General features: G+C 62.4%; 25 protein-coding genes and 1 pseudogene. 11 read left to right on the top strand and 15 right to left on the bottom strand.

Annotated elements, in window-relative coordinates; all coding sequences use genetic code 11:
- Positions 1-23 precede the first annotated feature (23 nt).
- The gene (locus Thiosp_RS16730) at positions 24-230 is read right to left on the bottom strand and encodes a cold-shock protein (RefSeq protein ID WP_201064727.1); all 207 of its coding nucleotides are present in this window, start codon (positions 228-230) and stop codon (positions 24-26) included.
- Between the two features lie 391 nt (positions 231-621).
- Between Thiosp_RS16730 and clpS the strand changes: the two genes are divergently transcribed.
- A complete protein-coding gene (clpS, locus tag Thiosp_RS16725; RefSeq protein WP_201064729.1) occupies positions 622-966 on the top strand; it encodes an ATP-dependent Clp protease adapter ClpS in 345 nt (114 codons plus the stop codon).
- Positions 967-1,049: 83 nt separating this feature from the next.
- On the top strand, positions 1,050-3,314 hold the full coding sequence (gene clpA / locus Thiosp_RS16720) for an ATP-dependent Clp protease ATP-binding subunit ClpA (protein WP_201064731.1): 2,265 nt from the start codon (positions 1,050-1,052) through the stop codon (positions 3,312-3,314).
- A gap of 5 nt (positions 3,315-3,319) precedes the next feature.
- Here clpA and infA read toward each other — a convergent pair whose 3' ends face one another.
- The 6 genes from infA to trxB form a co-directional block, all read right to left on the bottom strand.
- On the bottom strand, positions 3,320-3,538 hold the full coding sequence (gene infA / locus Thiosp_RS16715) for a translation initiation factor IF-1 (RefSeq protein WP_009148344.1): 219 nt from the start codon (positions 3,536-3,538) through the stop codon (positions 3,320-3,322).
- Positions 3,539-3,622: 84 nt separating this feature from the next.
- Complete coding sequence (locus Thiosp_RS16710) at positions 3,623-4,366, bottom strand: arginyltransferase (RefSeq protein ID WP_201064733.1); 744 nt, start codon at positions 4,364-4,366, stop codon at positions 3,623-3,625.
- Between the two features lie 95 nt (positions 4,367-4,461).
- Positions 4,462-5,223, bottom strand: coding sequence for a leucyl/phenylalanyl-tRNA--protein transferase (gene aat, locus Thiosp_RS16705; protein WP_201064735.1), 762 nt, complete (start codon positions 5,221-5,223; stop codon positions 4,462-4,464).
- The gene (locus Thiosp_RS16700; protein ID WP_201064737.1) at positions 5,223-6,368 is read right to left on the bottom strand and encodes a GNAT family N-acetyltransferase; all 1,146 of its coding nucleotides are present in this window, start codon (positions 6,366-6,368) and stop codon (positions 5,223-5,225) included. The genes aat and Thiosp_RS16700 overlap by 1 nt, the downstream gene beginning before the upstream one ends.
- A gap of 53 nt (positions 6,369-6,421) precedes the next feature.
- On the bottom strand, positions 6,422-6,745 hold the full coding sequence (locus tag Thiosp_RS16695; protein ID WP_201064739.1) for a hypothetical protein: 324 nt from the start codon (positions 6,743-6,745) through the stop codon (positions 6,422-6,424).
- A 64-nt stretch (positions 6,746-6,809) separates the two neighbouring features.
- Positions 6,810-7,769: a thioredoxin-disulfide reductase gene (gene trxB, locus Thiosp_RS16690; RefSeq protein ID WP_201064742.1), complete on the bottom strand. Its 960-nt coding sequence runs from the start codon at positions 7,767-7,769 to the stop codon at positions 6,810-6,812.
- Between the two features lie 247 nt (positions 7,770-8,016).
- On the opposite strand from trxB, the gene Thiosp_RS16685 reads away from it, so the two are divergent.
- From Thiosp_RS16685 to Thiosp_RS16670, 4 genes are all read left to right on the top strand, one after another.
- Complete coding sequence (locus Thiosp_RS16685; protein ID WP_323696562.1) at positions 8,017-10,617, top strand: DNA translocase FtsK; 2,601 nt, start codon at positions 8,017-8,019, stop codon at positions 10,615-10,617.
- 19 nt (positions 10,618-10,636) lie between these two features.
- The gene (gene lolA, locus Thiosp_RS16680) at positions 10,637-11,284 is read left to right on the top strand and encodes an outer membrane lipoprotein chaperone LolA (protein WP_201063237.1); all 648 of its coding nucleotides are present in this window, start codon (positions 10,637-10,639) and stop codon (positions 11,282-11,284) included.
- 50 nt (positions 11,285-11,334) lie between these two features.
- Positions 11,335-12,660, top strand: coding sequence for a replication-associated recombination protein A (locus Thiosp_RS16675; RefSeq protein WP_201063238.1), 1,326 nt, complete (start codon positions 11,335-11,337; stop codon positions 12,658-12,660).
- A 61-nt stretch (positions 12,661-12,721) separates the two neighbouring features.
- Complete coding sequence (locus Thiosp_RS16670; RefSeq protein WP_201063239.1) at positions 12,722-14,092, top strand: alanine/glycine:cation symporter family protein; 1,371 nt, start codon at positions 12,722-12,724, stop codon at positions 14,090-14,092.
- A 70-nt stretch (positions 14,093-14,162) separates the two neighbouring features.
- Here the strand turns inward: Thiosp_RS16670 and Thiosp_RS16665 are convergent, their stop codons facing one another.
- Entirely contained in the window at positions 14,163-14,519 is a 357-nt protein-coding gene (locus Thiosp_RS16665; RefSeq protein ID WP_201063240.1) for a BolA family protein, read from the bottom strand.
- 308 nt (positions 14,520-14,827) lie between these two features.
- On the opposite strand from Thiosp_RS16665, the gene Thiosp_RS16660 reads away from it, so the two are divergent.
- From Thiosp_RS16660 to Thiosp_RS16650, 3 genes are all read left to right on the top strand, one after another.
- On the top strand, positions 14,828-15,169 hold the full coding sequence (locus Thiosp_RS16660) for a TusE/DsrC/DsvC family sulfur relay protein (RefSeq protein ID WP_201063241.1): 342 nt from the start codon (positions 14,828-14,830) through the stop codon (positions 15,167-15,169).
- A 228-nt stretch (positions 15,170-15,397) separates the two neighbouring features.
- Positions 15,398-15,742, top strand: a complete 345-nt coding sequence (locus Thiosp_RS16655; RefSeq protein ID WP_323696561.1) for a CidA/LrgA family protein — start codon at positions 15,398-15,400, stop codon at positions 15,740-15,742.
- 3 nt (positions 15,743-15,745) lie between these two features.
- Positions 15,746-16,486, top strand: coding sequence for an LrgB family protein (locus tag Thiosp_RS16650; protein WP_201063242.1), 741 nt, complete (start codon positions 15,746-15,748; stop codon positions 16,484-16,486).
- Here the strand turns inward: Thiosp_RS16650 and Thiosp_RS24780 are convergent.
- Entirely contained in the window at positions 16,476-16,610 is a 135-nt protein-coding gene (locus Thiosp_RS24780) for a hypothetical protein (protein ID WP_274607875.1), read from the bottom strand. The genes Thiosp_RS16650 and Thiosp_RS24780 overlap by 11 nt on opposite strands.
- An 856-nt stretch (positions 16,611-17,466) precedes the next feature.
- Here Thiosp_RS24780 and Thiosp_RS16640 point away from each other — a divergent pair.
- A complete protein-coding gene (locus Thiosp_RS16640) occupies positions 17,467-18,495 on the top strand; it encodes a helix-turn-helix domain-containing protein (protein WP_201063243.1) in 1,029 nt (342 codons plus the stop codon).
- A 589-nt stretch (positions 18,496-19,084) separates the two neighbouring features.
- Here Thiosp_RS16640 and istB read toward each other — a convergent pair.
- Together istB and istA are read right to left on the bottom strand one after the other, a co-directional pair.
- Positions 19,085-19,759: an IS21-like element helper ATPase IstB gene (gene istB, locus Thiosp_RS16635; RefSeq protein ID WP_323696560.1), complete on the bottom strand. Its 675-nt coding sequence runs from the start codon at positions 19,757-19,759 to the stop codon at positions 19,085-19,087.
- A gap of 28 nt (positions 19,760-19,787) precedes the next feature.
- Positions 19,788-20,885: pseudogene (gene istA, locus Thiosp_RS16630) on the bottom strand (IS21 family transposase); the annotation flags it as partial.
- 10 nt (positions 20,886-20,895) lie between these two features.
- On the opposite strand from istA, the gene Thiosp_RS16625 reads away from it, so the two are divergent.
- Positions 20,896-21,390: a DUF2254 family protein gene (locus Thiosp_RS16625; RefSeq protein ID WP_201067299.1), complete on the top strand. Its 495-nt coding sequence runs from the start codon at positions 20,896-20,898 to the stop codon at positions 21,388-21,390.
- Positions 21,391-21,539: 149 nt separating this feature from the next.
- Here the strand turns inward: Thiosp_RS16625 and Thiosp_RS16620 are convergent, their stop codons facing one another.
- The 4 genes from Thiosp_RS16620 to Thiosp_RS16605 all read right to left on the bottom strand — a co-directional run bounded on the left by Thiosp_RS16620 (position 21,540) and on the right by Thiosp_RS16605 (position 25,632).
- Complete coding sequence (locus Thiosp_RS16620) at positions 21,540-22,349, bottom strand: DNA-primase RepB domain-containing protein (protein WP_323696455.1); 810 nt, start codon at positions 22,347-22,349, stop codon at positions 21,540-21,542.
- A gap of 168 nt (positions 22,350-22,517) precedes the next feature.
- The gene (locus tag Thiosp_RS16615; protein WP_323696455.1) at positions 22,518-23,327 is read right to left on the bottom strand and encodes a DNA-primase RepB domain-containing protein; all 810 of its coding nucleotides are present in this window, start codon (positions 23,325-23,327) and stop codon (positions 22,518-22,520) included.
- Entirely contained in the window at positions 23,327-24,178 is an 852-nt protein-coding gene (locus Thiosp_RS16610) for an ExeA family protein (RefSeq protein ID WP_323696456.1), read from the bottom strand. Before Thiosp_RS16610 ends, Thiosp_RS16615 begins: the two co-directional genes overlap by 1 nt.
- Positions 24,175-25,632, bottom strand: a complete 1,458-nt coding sequence (locus tag Thiosp_RS16605) for a DDE-type integrase/transposase/recombinase (protein WP_323696457.1) — start codon at positions 25,630-25,632, stop codon at positions 24,175-24,177. The genes Thiosp_RS16610 and Thiosp_RS16605 overlap by 4 nt, the downstream gene beginning before the upstream one ends.
- Between the last annotated feature and the right edge of the window lie 34 nt (positions 25,633-25,666).

The following is a 25,666-nucleotide window of genomic DNA, read 5'->3' as shown; positions in this document are numbered from 1 at the left end:
TTGCTGAGGTTTGATGCGCGGCTTCAGATGTCGCGCTGCACATCCGCGGCGTGCAGGCCTTTGGGGCCCTGGCTAAGCTCGAACTGGACGCGCTGCCCCTCGCGCAGAGTTTTGTAGCCGTCCATGTTGATCGATGAGAAGTGCACGAAGACATCCTCATCGCGATCCTCCGGTTGGACAAAGCCATAGCCCTTGGCGTTGTTAAACCACTTCACTGTTCCTTTCGTCATCTTCTGCTCCTCCGCGACATTGTCGCCCTTGGGTTGGTTGAAATCTCGTTATTGTCATATCGTCTTTCCAGGTCAGCGCAGGGCACCCTGGCCGATGGTCGGAGGTTTGCGCCTTGGCCCTGACCCTGATTAAGTATAGTTGGTTGATTTCCGAGTTCAAACCGCGTAAAGCGCTCGGGCGGCGCGCTGCCGCCGGCGCTTCACCGCTGGCCGCTGGTCGCGGACGCTGGACGCGAGGCACCGAGGGCTGTATTTTTCCCTCTGTAAACCCAACATCCACCATGGCAGCAGGGAAGATCACCGCCCTGTTTTGGCGAAGGCGTTCTGGCAAGACCAGTCGAGCCACTGGCAGTCGAGCGGTTCGAGAAAGAGTAAACTGATCAGGAAAGTCATGAGCGAGTGGTATCAAGACGATCATGACCCGGGCGACGACTCAGACGGCGGCGCCGGGCTGTCGCTGCAGGAATCCAAACCGAAGCTGAAGCGGCCGCCCCGCTACAAGGTGCTGCTGCTGAACGATGATTTCACACCGATGGAATTCGTCGTGCATGTGCTTGAGGCTTTTTTCTCGATGAGCCGGGAGAAAGCGACTCAGATCATGCTGCATGTGCACACGCGAGGAGTCGGTGTTTGCGGCGTTTTTACCCGTGATATCGCCGAGACCAAGGTTGCGCAGGTCAATGATCACGCTCGCCAAAACCAGCATCCTTTGATGTGCACGATGGAAGAGGTCTAACGCCCAGATATGCGCCCAGATATGCGCCCAGTCATGCGCCCAGCTATGCGCCCAGTTAAACGCCAACCCACCGGGTTTTGCCGATGTTAAGCAAAGAGCTCGAACTCACCCTGAACAGCGCTTTCAAGCAGGCACGCGAAAAGCGGCATGAGTACATGACCGTGGAGCACTTGCTGCTTGGGCTGCTCGACAACCCATCAGCGGCCAAGGTGCTGCGTGCCTGCGGTGCCGATCCTGATCAGCTGCGCCAGGACATCATTCTGTTCATCGAGGAAACCACACCGCTGCTCGGCGCGCGCGACGGTCGCGAGACACAGCCGACGCTTGGCTTTCAACGAGTGCTGCAGCGGGCCGTCTTCCATGTCCAGTCCTCTGGCAAGAAAGAAGTCACCGGCGCCAATGTGCTGGTCGCGCTCTTCAGCGAGCAGGACTCTCAGGCGGTGTTTCTACTCAACCAGCAGGATGTGACCCGGCTCGATGTGGTCAATTACATTTCCCACGGCATCTCCAAGGTGCCGGGTGAGGACCAGGGCGAGGATGCGGCGGCCGAAGGCGATGACGGCCATCATGACGAGAAGGAAACAGCCAGCCCGCTGCGCAGCTTCGCAACCGACCTCAACGAGCTGGCCAGACAGGGCCGCATCGATCCACTCATCGGCCGCGCGCTCGAAGTGGAACGCACGGTGCAGATTTTATGCCGACGGCGCAAGAACAATCCGCTCCTGGTCGGTGAGGCTGGTGTCGGCAAGACCGCGATTGCCGAGGGCCTGGCAAAGAAGGTGGTCGATGGCGAGGTACCCGAGGTGCTGGCCGACGCGACCATTTACGCACTCGACCTCGGTTCCCTGGTGGCCGGTACCAAATACCGCGGCGATTTCGAGAAGCGCCTGAAAGCCGTGCTGGCCGAGCTCAAGAAGATGCCGAGCGCGGTGCTTTTCATCGATGAGATCCATACCGTGATCGGCGCTGGTGCCGCGTCCGGCGGCGTCATGGATGCCTCCAACCTGATCAAGCCGATGCTGGCCTCAGGCGACTTGCGTTGCATCGGCTCGACCACCTACCAGGAGTTTCGCGGCATTTTCGAGAAAGACCGGGCGCTCGCACGCCGCTTTCAGAAGATCGACATCAATGAGCCATCGGTTGAGGAGACCATCGAAATCCTCAAGGGGCTCAAGACCCGATTCGAAGATCATCACCAGGTCAACTATACCCAGACAGCGCTGCGCGCCGCCGCCGAGCTGTCAGCCAAGTTCATCAACGATCGGCACCTGCCGGACAAGGCCATCGACGTGATCGACGAGGCCGGCGCCCATGTGCAGCTGCGCCCGGCGGCCAAGCGCAAGAAGCGTATCGATGTGAACGACATCGAGAGCATTGTCGCCAAGATCGCGCGCATCCCGCCGAAGAAGGTCAGTCTTTCGGATTCGGAATCTCTGCGTAATCTCGATCGCGATCTCAAAATGGTGGTCTACGGACAGGATGAAGCCATTGATGTCATGACCTCGGCCATCCGCATGAACCGCTCCGGGCTTGGCAACGAGGAAAAGCCCATTGGCTCTTTCTTGTTCACCGGCCCAACCGGTGTCGGCAAGACCGAGATCACCCGTCAGCTTGCCCGAGTGCTCGGCATGGAGCTGATCCGCTTCGACATGTCGGAGTACATGGAGCGCCACACCGTCTCGCGCCTGATCGGGGCGCCACCCGGCTATGTTGGTTTCGACCAAGGTGGGTTGCTGACTGAGGAAGTCACCAAGCACCCGCATGCTGTCCTGCTATTGGATGAAATCGAAAAGGCCCACCCGGACGTGTTCAATCTGCTGCTGCAGGTCATGGATCACGGCACCCTGACCGACAACAATGGTCGCAAGGCCGACTTCCGCAATGTGGTGCTGGTGATGACCACCAATGCCGGCGCCGAGGCGACCAGTCGCCGCTCCATCGGCTTTTCCGAGCAGGATCATTCATCCGACGGCATGGAAGCGCTCAAGCGCTTCTTCTCCCCCGAGTTTCGCAACCGGCTCGATGCCGTGGTGCAGTTCGGTCATCTTGCACCAGAGACCGTTGCCAATGTGGTCAACAAGTTCATCTTCGAGCTTGAGCAGCAGCTCATCGAGAAGAAGGTCGACCTGATCGTCGATGAAGAGGCACGCTTGTGGATTGCGGAAAAAGGCTATGACAAGCAGATGGGCGCGCGCCCAATGTCGCGCGTGATCCAGAACCACATCAAAAAGCCTTTGGCGAACGAGTTGCTGTTCGGCGAGCTCGCCGGTGGCGGGCGTGTCAGGGTGAGCGTGGGAGAGGACGGCGAGCTGGCCCTCAGCTTCGACAGCGAATCCGTTGCCGCCTGATTTGGTTACCTGACCCGATAGGTGATGCGTCCCTTGGTCAGGTCGTAAGGGGTTAGCTCAACCGTGACCTTGTCGCCGGTCAGGATGCGGATATAGTGCTTGCGCATCTTTCCCGAGATATGTGCGGTCACGACATGACCGTTCTCGAGCTCGACACGGAATACGGTGTTGGGCAGGGTCTCGACGACCGTGCCTTCCATCTGGATGACGTCTTCTTTTGCCATTGAGGATAACGGGTGATTGGATGATGTTGTGAGATTGGGTAACGGGTTAATTCCCAAGCCGCGGAAGTATAGCACAGCGGGCTGTCAGCTGCCGGCTTCACCCGCGGGCAAGCGGCGCCATTCCTTTCCTGTCCAGGCCTCGATGGGGCGAAAGTTCGCCTTGTAGGCCATTTTGCGGCTTTCGCTGATCCAGTAGCCGAGATACAAGTAGCCGAGTTTCAGCCGGCGTGCCTCGATAATCTGACTCAACACCGCGAAGGTGCCGGGTGCGCGTGAGGCCTGCGCGGGATCGAAAAAGGTATAGACCGCCGAGAGTCCTCCGCGCAGCAGATCGCTGACCGCCACCCCGATGAGCTGGCCGCGATGGCGCATTTCAATCAGCCGGCTTTGTCCCGCCCAGGGGGCGAGCAGAAACTGCTGATAGGTTTCGGTGGAGAGATCCTCGACCATGTCGCCTTCACCGTGGCGGGCCAGAATATAGTCACGATAGAGCTCATAGTGCTCGCGCTCGAAGATGGGCGGGCGCGTGATGAGCTGCAAGTCCTGGTTGCGGCGCAGGTTGCGCCGCTGCGACCGGTTGGGCTGGAACTCGCCTACCGGAACGCGCACCGGCACGCAGCGCCGGCAGTGGCGACAGGCCGGGCGGTAAAAATGGCTGCCGCTGCGGCGAAAGCCAATCTGTTGCAGCCAATCCGCATGGCCTGGTTCGACGCGGGTATTGGGGTCGACGAACAGGGTGCGCGCTTCCAACCCCGGCAAGTAGGAACAGTCGTGAGCGCCGGTGAGGAAGAGCTGCAGGTTCTGGTGAATCGGCACCTGCGATGTCATGGTTCAGCCTGCTCGATTGCCTGGCGCTGGAAAGTTGGCTGGCCGGTGAGTTGGCCGCTGGCGAGCTGGTTGCTGGCGAAGACCCCTTGGGGATGTCATGGCGTGGCCTGCTCGATGTCTGCGGCAGGCTCGGGATAGTGCCAGCTGCCATCGTCCCAGGAACCCTCGCGTCCAGGCTGGTCGCGACAGACCTCGAGGGCGGCGATGAAGTTCGCCCGCGGCACCGAGCGCGCGCCCATGCCGGTCAGATGTTCGGTCGCAATCTGACAGTCAATGAGCGCGAAATTCCACTGTGCCAGCTGTTGGCACAGGTAGACCAGGGCCACCTTGGAGGCGTTGGTCGCGAGCGAGAACATGGACTCGCCGAAAAAGGCACGGCCGATGGCTACCCCGTAGAGCCCGCCGACCAGCTGATTTTGCTCCCACACCTCGACCGAATGGGCAATGCCGTGAATGTTCAGCACCCGGTAGGCGCGAATCATCTCTGGCAGCAGCCAAGTGCCGGTTTCCCCATGGCGGCTCACCCCGGCGCAGGCATTGATCACCTGCGGAAAGTCGCGATCCAGGGTCAGCGCGAAGCGCCGCTTGCGCAAGAATTTGCGCAGGCTGCGTGAGATGTGCAGCTCTGAGGGGATCAGCAGGGTGCGCGGATCGGGCGACCACCAGAGGATTGGGTCGCCGTCGTTGTACCAGGGGAAAATACCGTGGCGATAGGCATTGATCAGACGTCGCACGCTCAAATCGCCGCCGATGGCGAGCAGGCCATCGGGATCGCGCAGCGCCTCATCGACCGTCGGGAAAGCGCCGCTTGGGTCGTTGGGGGAGAGCAGATAGGGCAGGCTGCGTGGGCGACGCATCAAGGCTGGGTGGTCTCCTTGTAAGGGCTGTGCTGGTGCATCTCGGTGAGATAGTCCTGCATGGCTTCGTGCTCGTGTTGCAGAAACGCAGCGATTGGCTGGCGAAAGCGCGGATCGGCAATCCAGTGGGCTGACCAGGTGGCAGTGGGCAGAAAGCCGCGGGCGATCTTGTGCTCGCCCTGAGCGCCGGGCTCAAAGCGTTCCAGTCCCTCGCTGATGCAGTGTTCGAGTCCCTGATAATAGCAGGCTTCGAAATGCAGGCTATGGAAGTCGGCCAAGCAACCCCAGTGACGCCCGTAAAGGCTGTGCCGACCGGCCAGACAAAAGGCCGCCGCGACGGGTTGGCCGCGATATTCGGCCAGAATCAGCAGTAGCTGTTCTCCCATGGTTTCGGCGATGTCGAGAAAAAACTTAAGGCTCAGGGTGGGGATGCTGCCACGCCGGTCGAAGGTGTTCTCGTAGAATCGATGAAACACGGCCCATTGCGCCTCGCTGACCTGGTCGCCGCGCAGCCGCTGGATGGTCACTCCGGCATCAGTAACGCGGCGGCGCTCGCGCTTGATCTTCTTGCGCTTTTCAGCCGAGAACTGCGCCAGCAGATGATCGAAGTCGCGATAACCCTGGTTACGCCAGTGAAACTGACAGCCCAGGCGGGTCAGGAGTCCGGCTTGCTTTTGCCAGGCGAGTTCTTCCTCGGTGCCAAACAGCCAGTGAATGCTCGACAGCGATAGCTGCTCGGCCAGTTCGCGGGCCCCGGCGATCAGCGCTTGTGCCTGGCTCTGGCGCGCGGGGCCGGGTGCTGTCAGCAGTCGCGGACCTGTTGCCGGCGTATAGGGCGAGGCGATGACCAGCTTGGGATAGTAAGGCTCACCGGCACGTTGATAGGCATCGGCCCAGGCCCAGTCGAAGACAAACTCGCCGTAGGAGTTGAACTTCAGATAGCAGGGCGCGGCAGCCGTGAGCCGATGCTGCTCGTCGTAGAGTGCGAGATGCTGCGGAATCCAGCCAAAGCGCTCACCCACGCAGCCGTGGCGTTCCATGGCGGCGAGAAATTCATGGCGCAGAAAGGGCGTGTCATCGCCCGCGAGGCGGTTCCAGTCCGCGGCGGGAATCTCCGCGAGCGATGAGTGGACCTTGATTTTCATGTGCTGCTCGTCGCGCAAGCTACACCAGTCGCAATGCTGTCAGGTCAGGATTTTCACAAGGGCCAGAGCCACAGGCCAAGCCACACAAAAACCCCGGCCGCGCAGAGCGAGGCGGCAAAAGGCAAGAGAGCGCCCGGTTTTAACCCGCGGGCCTGGACCCTGCGGAAGCCGAGATAAGCTCCGACGAGATTGATGATGGCTCCGAACTCGCACAGGGCCAGCAACGCGAGCAAGGGGAAACGCATGCCCTGATCTGCGGGTTGCGCACCGACTGCCATGGCCAGCAGAAGAACCCCGGAAGTCGCCAGCGCCAGCGTCGGGAAGCGGCTGGCGCTATCAGGCGGTTGCGGCGCGGCTGGCGGTTGCGGGTCTGTCATTTGGAATGCTCTGTTGATGGCCTAGCCGTCGATGGCCCAGCGCAGATGGCCCAGTGCAGATGGCTCAACCGGCCTCCAGTGTGTCGAGAAACTTCTCCGCGTCCAGTGCGGCCATGCAACCGCTGCCGGCGGAGGTGATGGCCTGGCGGTAAACGTGATCCATCACATCGCCAGCGGCAAAGACGCCGGGTACCGAGGTAGCAGTGGCATTGCCGTCGAAGCCGCCCTGCACGCGTAGGTAACCGTTGGCCATTTCCAGTTGGCCTTCGAACAGCTGGGTGTTTGGCTGATGACCAATGGCGATGAAAACGCCTTGCAGGTCGATGTCCTTGGTTTCTCCGTTCTGGGCATGCTTGATGCGCATGCCGGTCACGCCGCTCTTATCCCCCAGCACCTCATCGAGTACGTGGTTCCATTTGACCGTGACATTGCCGTTCTCTGCTTTATCGAGGAGCTTTTGCTGCAGGATCTTCTCGGCGCGCAGCGCGTCGCGGCGATGCACCAGCACCACCTCGGAGGCGATGTTGGAGAGATAAAGCGCCTCTTCAACCGCTGTGTTGCCGCCGCCGATCACGGCGACCTTCTGGTTGCGATAAAAGAACCCGTCGCAGGTCGCGCAGGCGGAAACACCACGACCGCGGAATTCCTGCTCCGACGGCAGTCCGAGATATTTCGCGCTGGCGCCGGTGGCGATGACCAGCGCATCGCAGGTGTAGCTTGCGCTGTCGCCTTTGAGCGCGAGCGGGCGCTTGGAAAAATCCACGCTTGAGATATGGTCGAGGATGATTTCGGTATCGAAGCGCTCGGCATGCTTGCGCATCCGCTCCATCAGATCAGGGCCCAGCACGCCATCGTTGTCGCCAGGCCAGTTGTCTACGTCAGTGGTGGTCATCAGCTGCCCACCCTGTTCCATGCCGGTGACCAGCACCGGATTCAGATTGGCGCGCGCGCCATAGACCGCTGCCGTATAGCCGGCCGGCCCGGAGCCGAGGATCAGCAACCGGCAGTGTTTGGTGTCGCTCATGGCAGACAAGCTCCTAATAAATTCGCCGTGAATCTGTGTTGCCGCCGCCCCGCAGCTCGCAGTGAAGAGGGAAAGGCTCACGCGAGCGATTCCCGCGAGCGATGGAAGGCGGCGAAAAACCGCCAGTTTAAGAGCGCCGTGCGGGGCGGTAAACCCGCCACAAGCGACCGATGGTCAAAAAGTTTTACGAAAATGCACGAAAAACCCCCGATAAGGTTATAATAAATCTGATGATCGGAGGATTCTTATGCAGGCGACTCGGACTGGCGAACTATCTGTTGGTGATTACCTCGATCGCGTTGTGCGCGAAGCGGGCGTGTGGGTGCTGGTGGCAGTCGCTGCCTTTCTGGCCCTGTCGCTTGCCAGTTATGCACCCGGCGACCCGGGCTGGTCTTATGTAGGGCCTGAGTCCAGCGTCAGCAATGCTGCCGGGCGCACCGGAGCCTGGTTTGCGGACATTGCGTTTTTTCTGTTCGGCATCTTTGCTTACCTGATCCCCTTGGTGCTGGTGGCAAGCGCGCTTTTGTTGTTCCACTGCCGCGACCTGGAGCCGGAAACCAAGCTGCTGCGTCTAGCGCTGCACTGGCTGGGCGTGGCCTTGACCCTGGTCGCTGCAACCGCGCTGGCCAGCGCACAGTTCGATGCCTTGCTCGGCTGGTTGCCGACCGGTCTGGGCGGCGGGCTCGGGCGCTTGGGTGCGGACTGGACGCAGAGCCTGTTTGGGTCGACGGGGCGGATTTTTTTCCTGGTCGCCATGCTGCTAATTGGCGTCTCGCTGATGACCGGCATGTCGCCGCTGGCAATTGTCGATTCCGTCGGCGAGTTGACGATCTGGCTGACCGGCGTGACCTTGGCGGCTTGGCGCGAGCGCGACGCGGCTGGGGCATCCCTGGAGACCGGGGCTGCGCTCGATGAATTCGACGCCGACGAGCGTGATGATAACCTGCCCGCCGCCTCAGACGGTGCCTTCAGCCGCTTTTATCGGCGGTTGCAACGGGCGCGGTCGCACGATGACCATGACCCTGTCTTCGGTGACTTGGATGCGATTGACGGCGAGGCGGAAAACATCTCGATGGTGCGGACAGCCGCGGGATGGGAAGCAGATCCTGACGGCTTGGCGGATGCCCAAGCCCGCCCGCCCTGGACTGATTCCGCACAAGGCGATGAGGCTGACGGGGAGGCTGATTCAGCAGCCGACTCGACGACTGCTTCTGCGATTGACCGCGGCGGCGCGCGCGCGGAGCCTCCCGCTGCCGGGAAATCCAAGGCACCCCGTCCGGTCTACCGCTCGGCCTCGCCGGAATCGTCCGGCGCGGGGCCGAAAGTCAAGCCGGGCGATCCGATGCGCCCGCCGTTTGAACTCCTCGATCCAGCCCGGCCGGGCCGGCGGGGTTATACCAAAGACCAGCTTGAGGCCCTGTCGCGCGAGCTCGAAGCCCGTCTGGCCGACTACGGCGTCGCGGCGCAGGTGGTCGAGGTCCATCCTGGCCCCGTGGTGGCGCTGTTTGAGATTGAACTGGCGCCTGGCGTCAAAGCGGCCAAGATCACCGGTCTGGCCAAGGATATAGCCCGTGCGATGTCGAAAATGAGCGTGCGCGTGGTCGAGATCATTCCCGGCAAATCGGTGATCGGACTCGAAATCCCTAATGACAGCCGTGACATGGTGGTGTTGAGCGAAGTGCTGAACTCCGAGGCCTATCGCCAGGAGGACTCCGCGCTGACCATCGGCCTGGGTACCGACATTGGCGGGCAGCCCGTGGTGGCGGATCTCGGTGCCATGCCGCATGCGCTCATCGCCGGTACCACCGGTTCGGGCAAGTCGGTGGCCATCAATGCCATGATCCTGAGCCTGCTGTACAAGGCCGAGCCCAAGGATGTGCGTCTGATCATGGTCGATCCGAAAATGCTCGAGCTGTCGGTCTATGACGGCATCCCGCATCTGCTCACCCCAGTCGTGACAGACATGAAGGAAGCCGCCAATGCCCTGCGTTGGTGCGTGGCCGAGATGGAGCGGCGCTATCGGCTGATGGCGGAGCTGAAGGTGCGCAACATTCGCGGCTACAACAAGCTGATCAAGCAGGCCGCCGATGCTGGCGAGGCCATCATCGACCCGGTCGCCCTGGCCGCGGCCGGCGGGGAATTCGACCCGGACATCGAGCCGCCGACCCTCAGCCATCTGCCCTATATCGTCGTCATCATCGACGAGCTGGCGGACATGATGATGGTCGTGGGCAAAAAGGTCGAGGAGCTGATCGTGCGCCTGGCCCAAAAGGCGCGGGCCTCCGGCATTCATCTGCTACTTGCTACTCAGCGCCCCTCGGTGGATGTGCTGACCGGGCTGATCAAGGCCAATGTGCCGACGCGTCTGGCGTTTAAGGTGTCGTCGCGAGTGGACTCACGCACCATTCTGGATCAGATGGGCGCCGAGCAGCTGCTGGGCCATGGCGATATGCTCTATCAGCCGCCTGGCAGCAGCATCCCGCGGCGCGTGCATGGCGCCTTTGTTGATGATCATGAGGTCCATAAGGTGGTGGATTATCTCAAGCAGTTCGGGCCGGCCGAGTTCATCGACACCGTGGTGCAGGAGCCGTCAGAATTTTTGACCGGCATCGATCCGGAACCTCGCGGCGGTGGCGATGTCGAGGATCAGGACGCCTTGTTCGACGAGGCGGTGCAGATTGTCGTCGAAACCCGTCGGGCCTCGATCTCCGGCGTGCAGCGGCGCCTGAAAATCGGCTATAACCGTGCCGCGCGCATGATCGAGGAAATGGAGCGCATCGGCGTCGTTGGTCCGGCAGAGACCAATGGCAACCGTGACGTGCTCGCCCCGCCGCCGGTTGATGAATGAATTGAACAAAGGACACCTTATGACACTTCGGACCCTTCGCATCGCCGCCTTGCTGGGGCTGATCGCTGTGTTGTTGCCCCAAGCGAGCATTGCCGCCGGGGCCGACGCAGTTGCGACCCTGAAAGACTACCTCAAGGGCCTAAACAGCCTGAGCGCCGATTTCCGCCAGGTTACCCTGGTGCCCGGATCGGGCGACGAGCAAGCGTTTGAATCCCAAGGAAGGCTCTTTCTGCGCCGGCCGGGACTCTTTCGCTGGGAATACGACACGCCCTCCGAGCAGCTGATCGTCGCTGATGGCAAACGCGTCTATCTGCAGGATACCGAGCTTGATCAGGTCAGCCACCGCTCGCAGGAGTCCGCGCTCGAGGGCACCCCGGCCCAGCTGCTGGCCAGCGACCGGCCGGTCGAGGAGTTCTTCACGCTAAAACCACTGCAGCGCGATGATGGGCGCGTCTGGGTGGAGCTTGAGCCCAAGGCGGAAGATTCTCAGGTCGTGCGCCTGCAGATCGCCTTCATTGATGGCCAGCTCGACACCCTGCTGATGGAGGACCGATTCGGTCAGCTGACTCGCTTCATGTTCACTGGAATCGAGCGCAATCCGAAGCTGTCCGATGCATTATTTGAGTTCGATCGCCCGACCGGTGGCGATTTTCTGCAGATAGATTGACGCTTGCCAAGCGTCTTGCGTTTCTTTGTGCCAGATGATCGGGTTCGGCCATGACAAGCCTGGCCGCGAACGTTCCCCTCGCCGAGCGCATGCGCCCGCAGCGGCTGGAAGACTGCGTCGGCCAGCCGCATTTGCTCGCACCCGGCCAGCCCTTGCATCAGGCGCTGGCTTCGGGGCGGCTGCATTCAATGATTCTCTGGGGGCCGCCCGGCACCGGTAAGACCACGCTGGCACGCCTGGTCGCCCATGCGGGCGATGCCCACTTTATTCAGCTCTCGGCCGTGCTGGCTGGCGTGAAGGACGTCCGCGAGGCCGTGGCCGAGGCTAAGCGGTTGCGCCAGGGGCTGACGCCGCAAGCCACCTTGTTGTTCATCGACGAGGTGCATCGCTTCAACAAAGCCCAGCAGGATGCCTTTCTGCCGCATGTCGAGGATGGCACCCTGACATTCATCGGCGCGACCACAGAAAATCCGTCCTTCGCCCTCAATAGCGCGCTGCTCTCACGCGCCCGCGTCTATGTGCTCGAGCCACTCGACAGCGATGCGCTCGAAGCCCTCATCCAGCGTGCTCTGGCCGATCCCGACCGGGGGCTGGGTGCGCTTGGCATGAGCATCGCGCCCGATGCCTGTCAGCAGCTCGCGCGGGTGGCGGATGGTGACGCTCGCCGCGCTCTCAGCCTGCTCGAGTTGGCGGCCCAGCGGACCGAATCGGCAGGGCAGGGCGCCCAACTGCAAATCACGACCAGCGTTGTCGACCTGGTGCTCGATACCCAGGCGCGCCGCTTCGACAAGGGTGGCGATGCCTTCTACGACCAAATCTCCGCGCTGCACAAGTCGGTGCGCGGCTCGGCGCCGGATGCCGCGCTCTACTGGCTCGCACGTATGATTGATGGCGGTTGCGACCCGCTCTATCTGGCGCGCCGCCTGGTGCGTATCGCGAGCGAAGATATCGGCAATGCCGACCCACGCGCGCTGGAGTTGGCCCTCAACGCCTGGGATACCATGCAGCGCCTCGGCAGCCCCGAGGGTGAGCTGGCGCTGGCGCAGGCAACGGTGTATCTCGCCTGCGCGGCCAAGAGCAACGCCGTCTACCGGGCCTGGAAGCAGGCCCAGGCCGATGCCCGCGAGCAAGGCTCGCTGCCGGTCCCAGCCCACCTGTGCAACGCCCCCACCGCGCTGATGCAATCCATCGGCAAGGGTAAAGGCTACCGCTACGCCCACGACGAACCCGACGCCTACGCCGCTGGCGAATCGTATTTTCCCGACCAACTCCCCCGGCGCGGCTATTATCGGCCGGTCCCGCGTGGGCTCGAGACGCGTATTGGCGAGAAGCTCGCGCAGCTCGCCGAACGCGACCAGAAAGCGAACGGGCCATGACAAGTCGCAAGCTGTGCGGCTAGACTAGCGCGCTTTCTGCTGTAAGACGGGGGAAGCGCAGATGGAACAAGTACAGGAATGGATCGGCGTCGTTAACGGTCTGCTCTGGGGGCCGCCAATGCTGGTGCTGATTCTCGGCACCGGACTTTATCTCTCGGTTGGCCTGCGGGCGATGCCAATTCGGCGCCTTGGCTATGGCTTTCGCATGCTTTGGCGCGGGCGCAAGGGCGACGGGCAGGGCGACATCAGCTCATTCAATGCGCTGATGACATCGCTCTCTGCCACCATCGGCACCGGCAACATCGCTGGCGTTGGCACCGCGATCGCAGTCGGTGGTCCCGGTGCCCTGTTCTGGATGTGGATGACCGCCTTGGTCGGCATGGCCACCAAGTATGCCGAGGCGGTGCTCGCAGTGCGCTATCGCGAGGTCGACGAGAATAACAACCACGTCGGCGGGCCCATGTACTACATCCGCAACGGCCTCGGAAGGCGCTGGATTTGGCTGGCGGTGGCTTTCGCGATTTTCGGCGCCCTTGCGGGCTTCGGCATCGGTAACACCGTGCAGGCCAATTCCGTCGCTCATGCGCTCGAGGCCAAATTCAACGTGCCACCGCTGTGGACCGGCATCGTTATGGCCGCACTGGTCGGGCTGGTGCTGATCGGCGGTATCCGCTGGATTGCGCAGGTGGCCGGAAAACTGGTGCCATTCATGGCCATTGCCTACGTGCTGTGCGGGCTGATTGTGCTTGCGCTGAATGCGACGGAGATTCCGGCGGCTTTCGTGACCATTGTGCGCGAGGCTTTCACCCCGACCGCCGGTGTGGGCGGTTTCGCGGGCGCCTCGGTGATGCTGGCGATACAGATGGGCGTGGCGCGCGGTATCTTCTCCAATGAGGCGGGCCTGGGCAGTGCGCCTATCGCGCATGCCGCGGCTCAGACCGACAATCCCGTGCGTCAAGGCACCGTCGCCATGCTCGGGACCTTCATCGACACCATCATCATTTGCACCATCACCGGCCTGGTCATCGTGACCTCCGGGGCCTGGACCAGCGGCGATAGCGGTGCCGAGCTGTCGGCTGTCGCTTTTGGCAACGAGTTGCCCGGCGCCGGCGCCTATATCGTCAGCCTGGGGCTCGCACTGTTCGCCTTCACCACAGTGCTTGGCTGGAGCGTCTATGGCGAGCGCTGTGTCGAGTATCTATTTGGCGTGCGCGCGATTCTGCCGTTCCGCGTGCTCTGGGTCGCGGCCATCCCGGCCGGCGCCTTTCTCAGCCTGGATTTTATCTGGCTGGTGGCAGATACCCTAAACGCCCTGATGGCGGTGCCCAATCTGGTCGCGCTCTTACTGCTGAGCCCAGTGGTGTTCAAGCTCACGCGGGAGTATTTCGCCAATGCAGCAGCCAGTGCTCCAGCGGAGACCGGGGAGGGCTGAGTCTGTGCGATTGCGCCCCGACCATGGGTCCGGGTAACGCTCTGCAGTCTTTGGAGTAAGGTCGCAGCGCTCAGGCCGGAGCTTCCGCTTCGGCCTGAGTTGCAGTCGCAACCTTCGCCTTGGAACCGCCGCGGCATTTGGGTGACGCTGGCGCGTCCTGCCCACGCTCACGCCACTCAGCCGGCGTGAAGGCGTGGATGGCCAGCGCATGCAGACCCTGGTCGAATTCCTCCCGCAACAGGCCATTGATGCGGCGATGGCGCTTGATCAGCGACTCGCCGGCAAAGGCCTCGCTGACCACCACCAGCTTAAAGTGCGACTCCGCCCCCGCCGGCACAGCGTGCATGTGGCTCTCGTCGATCACTGCCAGGTGCTCGGGCGCGGTCTGCTGGCTCAAGATCTCCTCAATACGTTCTTTGCGTGGCATGTTGGTCCCTACCTGCTGATGCAATCATTCGTCTAACGGCTCAATTACTTGGGGTGGCTTGGCACAGGCGCAAGCCAGTGTGGTCATCGCAGGGCAACGCCGGCGCTGTTTTTTTTCGATCCATTCGATTTGTGCGGGCATTTCTCAGTTACCTGCGCTATGCTGGTTGCGAGGGCGAAACTATTGTTTAATCAGCTATTTGGTTATTTTCGAATAATCTAACAGACGCCTTCGAGCCGATCTCTTGGGCCGCGCGTGGTTCAAGACAAGAGGCCAGATGAAAATAACTAGCAAAGGAGGATTCACTCATGCATGCCGCTCACGCAACTGAAGTCGGTGTCAGGTTCAACAAGAAAGGCTTCATGGCCGATTTCGATCACTGGAGCCACGATGTCGCCACCCGGCTGGCGGCCGAGCAGGGGCTGGAGCTCAGCGACTGCCACTGGGCGGTGATCGAGTTTTTGCGCGAATACTACGAGTTTCATGAAATGCCGCCGACGCCCAAGGTCATCCTTCGCGAGCTTGGCCAGCGGCTCTCACCTCACACCCCCTGCACCAAGCGCAAGCTTGAGGGCCTGTTCCCGGAGGGCGGCTGCAAACAGGCCTGCCAGATTGCCGGTCTGCCGGATTACTACTGCCATTCCTGCTGACCTGCCCTGCCTGCCTGATCTCCTGATCTCCTAACCTGCCTCGCGTGATGCCGGCCAGCGCCGGCATCACCATTTTCAGCAACACCAATTGTCATCTCGATTTGGAACGCATCGGGGCGATTCAACGAGCTGGTGGTTGTTTTCAAGGTATGATGCGGTGAAACCTGCCTGAACGAATTGATGGGCTTCACGTTTCCCGTATCTGTCATGATGCTTCGATTTCTTGCTTTGCTTCTGCTTTGCCAGCTGGTCGGGGAGGCGCTGGTAGTGGTGACCGGCGCGCCCGTGCCCGGACCGGTCATTGGCATGGCGCTGCTGTTTATTGGCCTGGTACTGCGCGGCGGGATTCCCGATGGTCTGGGTCATGTCGCCGATGGTCTGCTGGCGCATCTTTCGCTGCTGTTTGTTCCTGCCGGCGTTGGCGTTATGGTGCATCTGGCCATGCTGCGCGAGGAATTGCTGGCGGTCACTGTGGCGCTAGTGGTGAGTACGCTGCTGACACTGGCAACGACAGGCTTGCTGATGACTGCGCTCATCCGCTGGCTGGAAGGCAGCCGACAGGAGGAGCGCTAAGCCATGGACTCCAAGCTTCCCCTTGGTGGCCTGGACGCGCTCTGGGTGTACCTGTCGACCAGTCCGCTGCTGCATCTGACACTCACCCTCTTGGTCTATCTGATTGCCGATGCCTTGTTTCAACGCAGCGGGCGCAAAGCCCTGCTCAACCCGGTGCTGGTGTCCATCCTGACCCTGGTCGGCCTGTTGATGGCAACAGGCACCGATTACCACACCTATTTCGATGGGGCGCAGTTCATCCACTTTCTCCTTGGGCCCGCGACCGTGGCCCTGGCCGTCCCGCTTTACCGACACCTGGGGCTGATCCGACGTCTGTGGCTGCCGATCCTGATCGCGATCGCAGCCGGAGCCCTGGTCTCAGCCACCAGTGCCGTGCTGATCGCCGATGGGCTTGGCGCGTCGCAGCAGACATTGGTCTCCCTGGCACCCAAATCCGTCACCACGCCCGTGGCGATGGGTATCGCCGAGAAAGTCGGCGGTTTGCCCTCACTGACCGCGGCGTTGGTCGTGTTAACCGGCGTGCTGGGCGCCGTGATCGGCCCCGCCGTGCTGAGCGCGGTGCGGGTGCGCGATGATCGCGCGCGCGGTTTGGCAATGGGCGTCAGCGCCCATGGGATCGGGACCGCGCGGGCATTGCAAATCAGCGGAGAGGCCGGAGCCTTCGCTGCCTTGGGCATGGGGCTGATGGCACTGACCTCCAGCGTCATTCTGCCCCTGGTGTTGCGCTGGGTGTTTAGCGCCTGAGGGGCTCGACCCACGCGCAGCCTGCTTTCATGCCCGCTTTACGCTCGAGGCCATTGTCCACTGGCTCTACCGGCACGACCGCGATCTGCACCCGTATGACAATGGCCTCGGTGTGCTGCTGCATGCGACCAGCTTCCAGAATCTGGTCCCACAGGCGGTCTATCTGAAAGCGCGGTTGATTCAGCAGCGGGCAAAGAGGCCGTCCATCGCCCACACCCGCGCCCGGTGCGCGAGCAGGAGGCCCTGCAAGACCGCTCAACAGTGCGCACGAAATTGAACTATAAGAGCAAGCAAGAATGAGGATGGGTTGAGAGTCAACTCGACCTCACTCGCGAACCGGGCAGAGCGGACTTAATCGCTCGAACAGCAACCGGCGACGATACAGCTGGTAACGACCCGTTGGAGACGTCGGCGCTGCGAACAAGGGCCGCGGCAATCCACCACACAGCGGGCATTGCAAGAGCCGTCTTCTTCATCACTGATGTCATCGACCGCACCCGCTCGCGACGGCCGTCAGCACCGCAGTTGGACTTTGACCGCGCACCCCACCCCCGCTTACCTCCTTCCTCGGGCCAACCTGGACGCTCAGGGTGGCTTGGATTTCCTATCCGTTCCGCAAAAAGCCGGGCATTATGAACTCAGCTGCGGCAGGCGCAAGCGCTTTCGAAGACAAGCCACGCCGCCGTCACGGTTTCCGCCGCTTAGAACGTGCTGCACACCCACGACAAAAGCATTCAGATCGCTCACAGCAGGCGATCGCCTACAAGATGAAATCAAGCGATACATACAAAATCCGAGGTTTATAAGCTGCGCAAATGGAACCTATACTGACGCGGAGCCTAATAGAACACGAGCCTTAGCAGGGAGGCGTGATGTCCATCCTGGCAAATGTGCATGCGCGACAGACTTAAGAGCCCGCATCAGATCAAGATCAGCAGGTCTCCCTCGCCCACTTTGATACCAGAGCGCTTGCCCCCGATTTGCGCTACCAAGCCTGGCGCGAAAATATCAGCGTCCTGTTCGAGGTTTCACCGCACAATAGCTCCCCCCTGGAAAACGACCATCAGGCATTCATGGCCGCCTCTGACCTGAGCGGTACCGCGCTGGGGCTGACTCAAGCGCAATCCCAGGTCTTCTCCCGTTCGCAGCGGCGCATCACCGAGGACCAGCTCGGCCTGATCTTGATCCAATACTTTCATTCCGGTGGCGGCCTGATCAACGAACAGGCTCAATTAGTGCCTGGCGATATGCTGATCATCGATACGGAACAGCCGATCCATAGCAAGCTCACCGATTTCTCAAACCTAACGCTCGTCATCCCGCACACCGTCAAGGACAAGCTATTGCCCTGTCTGGAGAAACTGCACGCGAAAAGGATCAGCGGCGACGATCCCCTAGTGAGCCTCTTCGGAGAGCATCTCGTCGCCCTGTGGCGGAAGCTGCCCGAGATGAACCTCGTCCAAGCGGAAGCAACCATTCACGGGGCCATGGGCTTGTTTCATAGCTGGCTATCCGTCGATGGTAGCGTCACCGAAGCGCTTGAGCCGGCGGCGAATCACGCGGTTGGAGAGGTGATCCGCCGCTATATCGAGCGCCATCTGGCCGAGCCGCTTGACGTCGATCAGCTGACGCAACAGTTTCGGATCTCCCGAACCCAACTCTATCGTGTCTTCGCACCCTGGAACGGCATTGCAAGCTATCTCAGAGAGCGAAGGCTGTTGCGTAGCCGAGAGATGCTGATGTCACGGCTGCTTCGTAGTCACTCTATTGGGGCAATTGCCTTCGAGACCGGCTTCAACAGTGAGTCCCATTTCAACCGCGCATTCCGCGCGCGCTTTGGCTTGACCCCGGGCCAGGCGCGCAGCGAGGCAGCTGAGGTGAGCACGGGCGGCCGATCGGAAGACCATTCGAATGACTATCCGACCGATATTCGCCGCCTGATCCAAGGCCTATCCAGCTCCAGCTCAAGTTTCAGATCAGGCGAACGCGCTCTGCAAGCGCAACGTTAAGCTGATCTTGCAGCTAGGGTCCGCCCTTGCCCCTTCTCGACGCGCCGATCAGACACAGGCGGTGCGTCGATCGACCAAGACCTATAAAGACGAATACCGCCCGCGGACAACGCACAGGCTGATCCTGATCGCAGGGACAGGTTGATACCAGAAGAACGATGCCGCGGGGACGCTAAGTCAAGCGAAATGGGACGCTGAGTCAAGCGAAATGGGACGCTCAGTCAATTGACCGGTCCGGACAGATGCTATCATCTATTCATCGTAGTGCGTCCTAGGCCCAAGGCCAGCTTCCCCCCCTAATACACACGAGCCGAGAAGGACATGGTGCTGACCTATGAAAGGCAACATGTTATGACCAAGCTCCAACCCTGTTTCCACAATCGTTTCCGGTCCGCACTCTTCTTCGTCGGACTTTTAGCGCTTTGCTCAACGGCTGCGCTCGCCCTGGTCGGCAATGTGCAGGCGCCCGGCGAAGCGCAGATCATGCGCATTCCAGAGCATCCGGCCACCTATTCCACCGTCATCCGGCCACCGATTCCAGGCCCATCCGGCCGGGCAGTCGGAGCGAAGCGACGCAGGGGTTTTATTGTTACTCGCTCACCGTCTCAGGGGTCAAGTTCGGTGCGCGGCGTTTGCGCAGCGACTCCCCCTTCAAGGTCTGGCGATAGGCGCTATGCAGTAAGCGGTCAAGGATCGCGTCAGCCAGCGTCGGATCACCGATCAGTCCATGCCAATGCTCCACCGGCACCTGGCTGGTGATCAGCGTGGAGCGCTGGCCGTGGCGGTCATCGAGTAGTTCAAGCAAATCGCGTCGGGCCTCGGCCTCCAGGCTCATCAGCCCCCAGTCGTCGAGCACAATCAGATCCGTCTTGGCCAGGGAACGCATGAGTTTTGGGAAGGTGCCATCGGCATGCGCCAGGCGCAGCTCCTCGAACAATCGCGGGGTGCGCAGATAGCGGGTGGTGAAGCCCTGGCGGCACGCCTGCTGCGCCAGGGCACAAGCAATCCACGTCTTACCCACCCCGGTGGGGCCGAGGATCAGGCAATTGAGCCCCTCGCGAATCCACTGCCCGGTACCCAGTTGGGTCATCAGCGCCGCATCGAGCCCGCGCGGGCTGTGGCGGTCCAGATCCTCCAGGCAAGCCTGTTGCTTGAGCTTGGCCTGGCGCAGACGGGTTTGTAGCCGGCGCTGCTCGCGCAAGGCCGCGAGCATGCCATGCAGGCGCAGTTGCTGGAGTTTATCCAGGGTTGGATGATGCAGCATGAGTGATCACTCCTGTTGATGGAAGGGATTAGTGGAAATACTCCGCCCCGCGCAGATGCTCATGCGCGCTGGGCAGATCGAGGGACTGTTGAACGGGCGGGTTGTGGCGATCCAGACCGCGCTCGAGCATCGAGGCGATGTGTTTGTAGCGGCAGGCATTCAGGCGCAGAGCGCGTTCACAGGCCGCTTCCAGGCGCTTGGGGCTGTAGCGCTCGGCTAGGCGCAGCAAGCCCAAACAGGAGCGAAAGCCCTGCTGGGGGTGGGCACGGGAGGCGAGGATGTTGGCCACTACCGCGGCGGTTGCCGGTCCGGTCTCCTCGGCCCAACGAATCAGGCGTTCAGGCGTCCATTCGGCGTACTTCTGATGCGCCTTGGGCATGTGCGCGGTCACCGTGGTATGACGGCCTTTGAGGGAGGAGCGCGCATGGCTGGCGACGCGCTGGTTGCGGTGGAAGCACTCGATGGTGCGCTCGCTCAAGCGCACATCCAGGGTCTTCTTCACCAGGGCGTAGGGCACGGAGTAGTAATGCCCCTCAACCTCGACGTGGTAGTCGATGTTCACCCGCGCTGTCTTCCAGGTGGCGAAGACGTAGGGCTCGGCGGGTAAGGGACGCAGTGCCGGGCGGTCGATGGCCTCAAACGCCTCTTTGCGCGAGCCGGGGAGCTTTTTGAACGGGCGCTGGTTGAGCCAAGCCAGGCGTTCGGCGATGGCGTCATTGAGCTCGCGCAGGGAGAAAAACGTGCGCCGGCGCAGGGCGGCGAGTATCCAGCGTTCAACCACTTGCACACCGACTTCGACCTTGGCCTTATCCCGAGGCTTGCGCACCCGGGCCGGGACCACCGCAACACCGTAATGCGCGGCCAGCTCGGCGTAGGTGGGGTTGATGTCGGGCTCGTAACGATGGGCTTTGCTCACCCCACTGGCGAGGTTGTCGGGGACCAGTACTTCCGGCACGCCGCCGAGGAACGCCAAGGCGCGCACGTGGGAGCCGGTCCAATCCGACAGGTTCTGCGTCCAGGTGGCTTCGGCGTAGGTGTCGTTCGATGCCCCCAGTACCGCCACGAAGATCTGGGCGGTGCGGATTTCGCCGGTGGTGCGATCGATCACCTCTGCCGTCTGACCGGCAGCCAGCTCCATGATCACGGTGGCCGGGCTGGTGTTCTCGATCACCCTCGTGGCCCTCTCGCTAACCTCCAGTCAGTACAGTTCGCGCGTCATTCGCAACTTCATGCGCGACCGCGTCGACCAGTGGGTACTCGGCGTCTTTCTCGGCATTTTTGCCTACTGCTTGGTGGTTCTGCGGACGATTCGTGGGGGTGACGAAGGGGTCTTCGTCCCAACGCTGGCGGTCCTGGTCGCCCTGATCCTCGCCTTCTTCGGCATCGCGGTGTTGATCCACTTCATCCATCACATTGCCACCAGCATCCAGGCATCCAGCATCGTTTCCACGGCTACAGAGGAGACCCACGAGGCCGTGGAGCATCTGTTTCCCGATGCCTTGGGAGCCGATGACGATGAGAACGCCGACGGCGACCCGGCGAGCGCGCTCGCCACGCTGCCCTGGTTGGCTGTTGCGGCCAGCAAGAGCGGCTACGTCGAGAGCCTCGACGCCGACGTGCTGCTGGAGTGAGCGTAATCACGATAATTGCGGGACCCATTTCCAAGCCATTTGAAGGACATGGAATGCGTGTGGGATCACGGGGGCCGTTACTGGCCGACAGCGGGAAGCCGGAATCGTGAACCACGCTTCCCCCCTGAGGGGGGAGAGACGCAGCGGGTTCAGTTGCCTCTAGCGCTCTGGCGAATGGCGCGAGCGAGGGTGTAGCGGGCATAGCGCTCGGCATCGGCTCCGCGACGCGGGGACGCGCGCTCGAGCAAGCGCTGGTAGACCGTGGTCGGTGCAAGGCCCGCCTCAAGAGCGCCGCAGACCCAGCCCCATTCGCGGGCGGATTCGGACGGATCCCCGGTGGATAAGCGCGCCCGTGGAGCGCAGTTGACGACTGGCGGCGGAGCCGGAGCCATCGTTGGCAAGGCCGGAGTTGGATCCCAGACGCGCTCCTGCGGGCTTGGTCGCCGAAGGACATTGACCCACTCCCCGCCACGCTTGGCATTCTTCATCCCGGCGAGCCGACCGAGGTGCTCACCGGAGACCGAGCCCGGATCGGCGCCAACGCGCGGGATCAGCCAACGCTGCACATCACAGCGCTGCGCCTCATCGAGCGCGCGGGTCAGCCGTAGCCACAGGTGGCAGCCCCCGAGCGTCGAAGTCTGCACCACCAGGGCCGCATAGTGCCGAGCGATGCGCTGCGCCATCGGCCGTGCGACATCATCGAGAAACACCATTGGCCAGGGATAGCCGCGGGCTGGACGGATATAAATATCGGCCTGTTGGACATTGCGCGCTCTGGCCAGCCCCAACGGAAGCTGATCCAAAGAGCGATCATGGAACCACAGCATCGTCGCCTTGGCGGTGCGCACCGCCAAATCGGCACGCACGATGCCAGCGTCGTGCCATGCCTCAAGCATCACGGCGGTGTGTCTTGCCGCTGTCATGGCCTGGTGCGGGCGCTCAGCGCTCAAGCGGCTCATCAGGCGCCCGCCCTGGTGAGCGTAATCACGATAATTGCGGGACCCATTTCCAAGCCATTTGAAGGACATGGAATGCGTGTGGGATCACGGGGGCCGTTACTGGCCGACAGCGGGAAGCCGGAATCGTGAACCACGCTCCCCCCCTGAGGGGGGAGAGACGCAGCGGGTTCAGTTGCCTCTAGCGCTCTGGCGAATGGCGCGAGCGAGGGTGTAGCGGGCATAGCGCTCGGCATCGGCTCCGCGACGCGGGGACGCGCGCTCGAGCAAGCGCTGGTAGACCGTGGTCGGTGCAAGGCCCGCCTCAAGAGCGCCGCAGACCCAGCCCCATTCGCGGGCGGATTCGGACGGATCCCCGGTGGATAAGCGCGCCCGTGGAGCGCAGTTGACGACTGGCGGCGGAGCCGGAGCCATCGTTGGCAAGGCCGGAGTTGGATCCCAGACGCGCTCCTGCGGGCTTGGTCGCCGAAGGACATTGACCCACTCCCCGCCACGCTTGGCATTCTTCATCCCGGCGAGCCGACCGAGGTGCTCACCGGAGACCGAGCCCGGATCGGCGCCAACGCGCGGGATCAGCCAACGCTGCACATCACAGCGCTGCGCCTCATCGAGCGCGCGGGTCAGCCGTAGCCACAGGTGGCAGCCCCCGAGCGTCGAAGTCTGCACCACCAGGGCCGCATAGTGCCGAGCGATGCGCTGCGCCATCGGCCGTGCGACATCATCGAGAAACACCATTGGCCAGGGATAGCCGCGGGCTGGACGGATATAAATATCGGCCTGTTGGACATTGCGCGCTCTGGCCAGCCCCAACGGAAGCTGATCCAAAGAGCGATCATGGAACCACAGCATCGTCGCCTTGGCGGTGCGCACCGCCAAATCGGCACGCACGATGCCAGCGTCGTGCCATGCCTCAAGCATCACGGCGGTGTGTCTTGCCGCTGTCATGGCCTGGTGCGGGCGCTCAGCGCTCAAGCGGCTCATCAGGCGCCCGCCCTGGCACTCGGGCGTTGGCGGGCGTTGCCCGCCGCTGAACCAAACACCTCAAGGTAGAGTTGTTCATCGAGCTGCGCGCGTTCGAGCCGAGCAGCCTGCGCCAGCAATTCTGCCGCCATGGTCGTAAGCACGCGATAATTGCCCAACGCATGCTCAGCGAGCGTCTTCATCAGCCCTGCGCTCATCAGACTCGCATTGCCGGCACTGTGTTGTAAATGCTCCAGGCAGGCGACCAGCGCCTCGCGACTGGCATACTCCATACTCAGGCGCGTACGGATACGACTGCCCAGCGGCAGCAACTCCTCACGGCGCAGCTTGGTCGCCAGGCGGCCATCGCCGGCCAGGATCACGCTCAACAACGTGCGCGAATCGAACTGCATGGAGGTCAGCAGACGCAGCTCATTGAGCACCGTCGGATGCATCTCCTGCGCCTCGTCGATGAGCAACACCGGGCGCAACAGCGTCGTCTCCAGATGCGCCAGCCAGCGCTCGCGCAGGATCTTGAAGCCACCCCAGCGGTTATGGGGCTTGAGGTCAACGGCGAACAGATCGCCCATCTCGCGGTAGAAGTCCGCCACCTTCGAGCTGGGATGCGTGAGCGCCCCAACGCTGATATCGGGCAGCTGGCGCAGACGCTCATCGAGCAGGCGCAGTACCGCACTCTTGCCGGTACCCGGATCACCTTGAATGAGCGCAAAACCGCCTTCGCGGATCAGGCTCTGCTCGATGCGCCAGCAAAACTGCTCCACCGGCGCGCTGCGATGCAGTGCCGCCGTCGGCAGCTCCGGGGAGAACGGATTGAACTTCAGTCCATAGAGGGCCAGCAGGGTCTTGTTCATCGACTGGATTCCAGGTCATCGTGTTTTGGCAGATAGGCCGGCGGCAGACCGGTGGCGGCATACTCGGCGAGCAAGTCGCGCAGCAACGGTGGCAGCGTCGTGGCGCGTTGTGATGGCGGTGGCGGTGCGCCGGCGGGCTCAAGGCGCCGACGCTGCCCGGAGGCATTGGCGGCTTTATCGAGGGGATAGAGGCGGCAGAGGATGGCGCCCGAGTGGGGATCAACCACGTCCACAGCACTCAGATCCCAGCGGGCATAAGCGATATGCAGTTGCTCAAGGTGACGCAAGCGCGCCGGCACCTCGAAGCGCTTGCCCGCCAGGCTGAGCGTCCCATCGCTGCGGCGCTGACGGCGTTGGACGCGACAACGAAAAGCGGCGCGGACCTGCTCGCTGTCCGGACAGGGGCGCCCCACGTTGGGCGCATCGAGAAGACGCGCAAGCGGCGTGGCGGCGGTCTCACTGTGGACCTTGCGGTGGTACTCCTGCTCCACCCACGCCTGAGTGAGGGTGTTGAGCCGCTGCAGGCTCAGCTCCTCCAGCCCCTTAAGCATCGCCATCAGGCGGCCTTCCAGCGTGGCCCAGAAGCGCTCCTGCTTGGCGTTCTGATACGGGCTGTACGGCAGGGTCGGCTCGTGGAGGATGCCCAGCGCATGCAATCCGGCGGTGAATTCCTCGGCCTGCATTGCCGCGCCGTTATCGCTCATCAGGGCGCGCGGCAGCCCGCGCTTGTGCAACGCCTGTCCCAGACCATGCACCAAGGTCTCGGTGGTCTCATCGAGGTACCACTGCAGATGGCAGATCAGGCGCGAGTGATCGTCGATGACCGCCAGCAGCAGGGGCTTGACCCAGACGCCACCCCGGGTGAGGACGTTGCGCGAGCCATGATGAAAGTCCAGATGCCACAAGGCATGGACATACTGGGCTTCATAGCTGCGCACCTCGCAGGCCTCCAGGCGCCGCGCGGCCTGCTCGGCCCCGGGTGTCTTGCGCGCCGGGACACGCCGGCGGTGCAGGCCCGCGCGCTTCATGAAGCGGCGCACGGTGGCATAGGAGGGCAGCGGCCCCAGGGTTTCATCGCCCGCGCACAAGGCGGCGAGGTTGTCGTAATGCAGCTGCACCGTCCAACCGGGGTAGTCGCGGTATTGCGCCTGTACGGCCTCCATCAGGCGCGGGCTCAGCGCGCGCTGCTCCCCGGCATCGCTGCGCCGGCGCGGGCGCAGTGCGGTCACCGGGTCTTGGGCATCGCGTGCGAGGTAATACCAGCGCTCCAAGGTCCCAAAGCTAAAACTGACCGCCCGCCCAGTCACCGGATGACGCCATGACTTGGCCGCTAGCGCCTTCAGCCGCGCGCCCAGCGCGTTCGCCGGCGCAGGATCAGCCAATAAAGGACCAATAATGGCAAAGCGCAACCGCGCCCAACCATCGGGATCACCGAGGCCGTTGTCATCGGACATTCGTCTTCACCTCCCAGTTGTTTCACACATCACC

This window comes from Thiorhodovibrio litoralis (assembly GCF_033954455.1).
GTDB lineage: Bacteria > Pseudomonadota > Gammaproteobacteria > Chromatiales > Chromatiaceae > Thiorhodovibrio > Thiorhodovibrio litoralis.
Note: the sequence above shows the minus strand (reverse complement) of the source record. Positions and strands in the feature narration are given on the sequence as shown.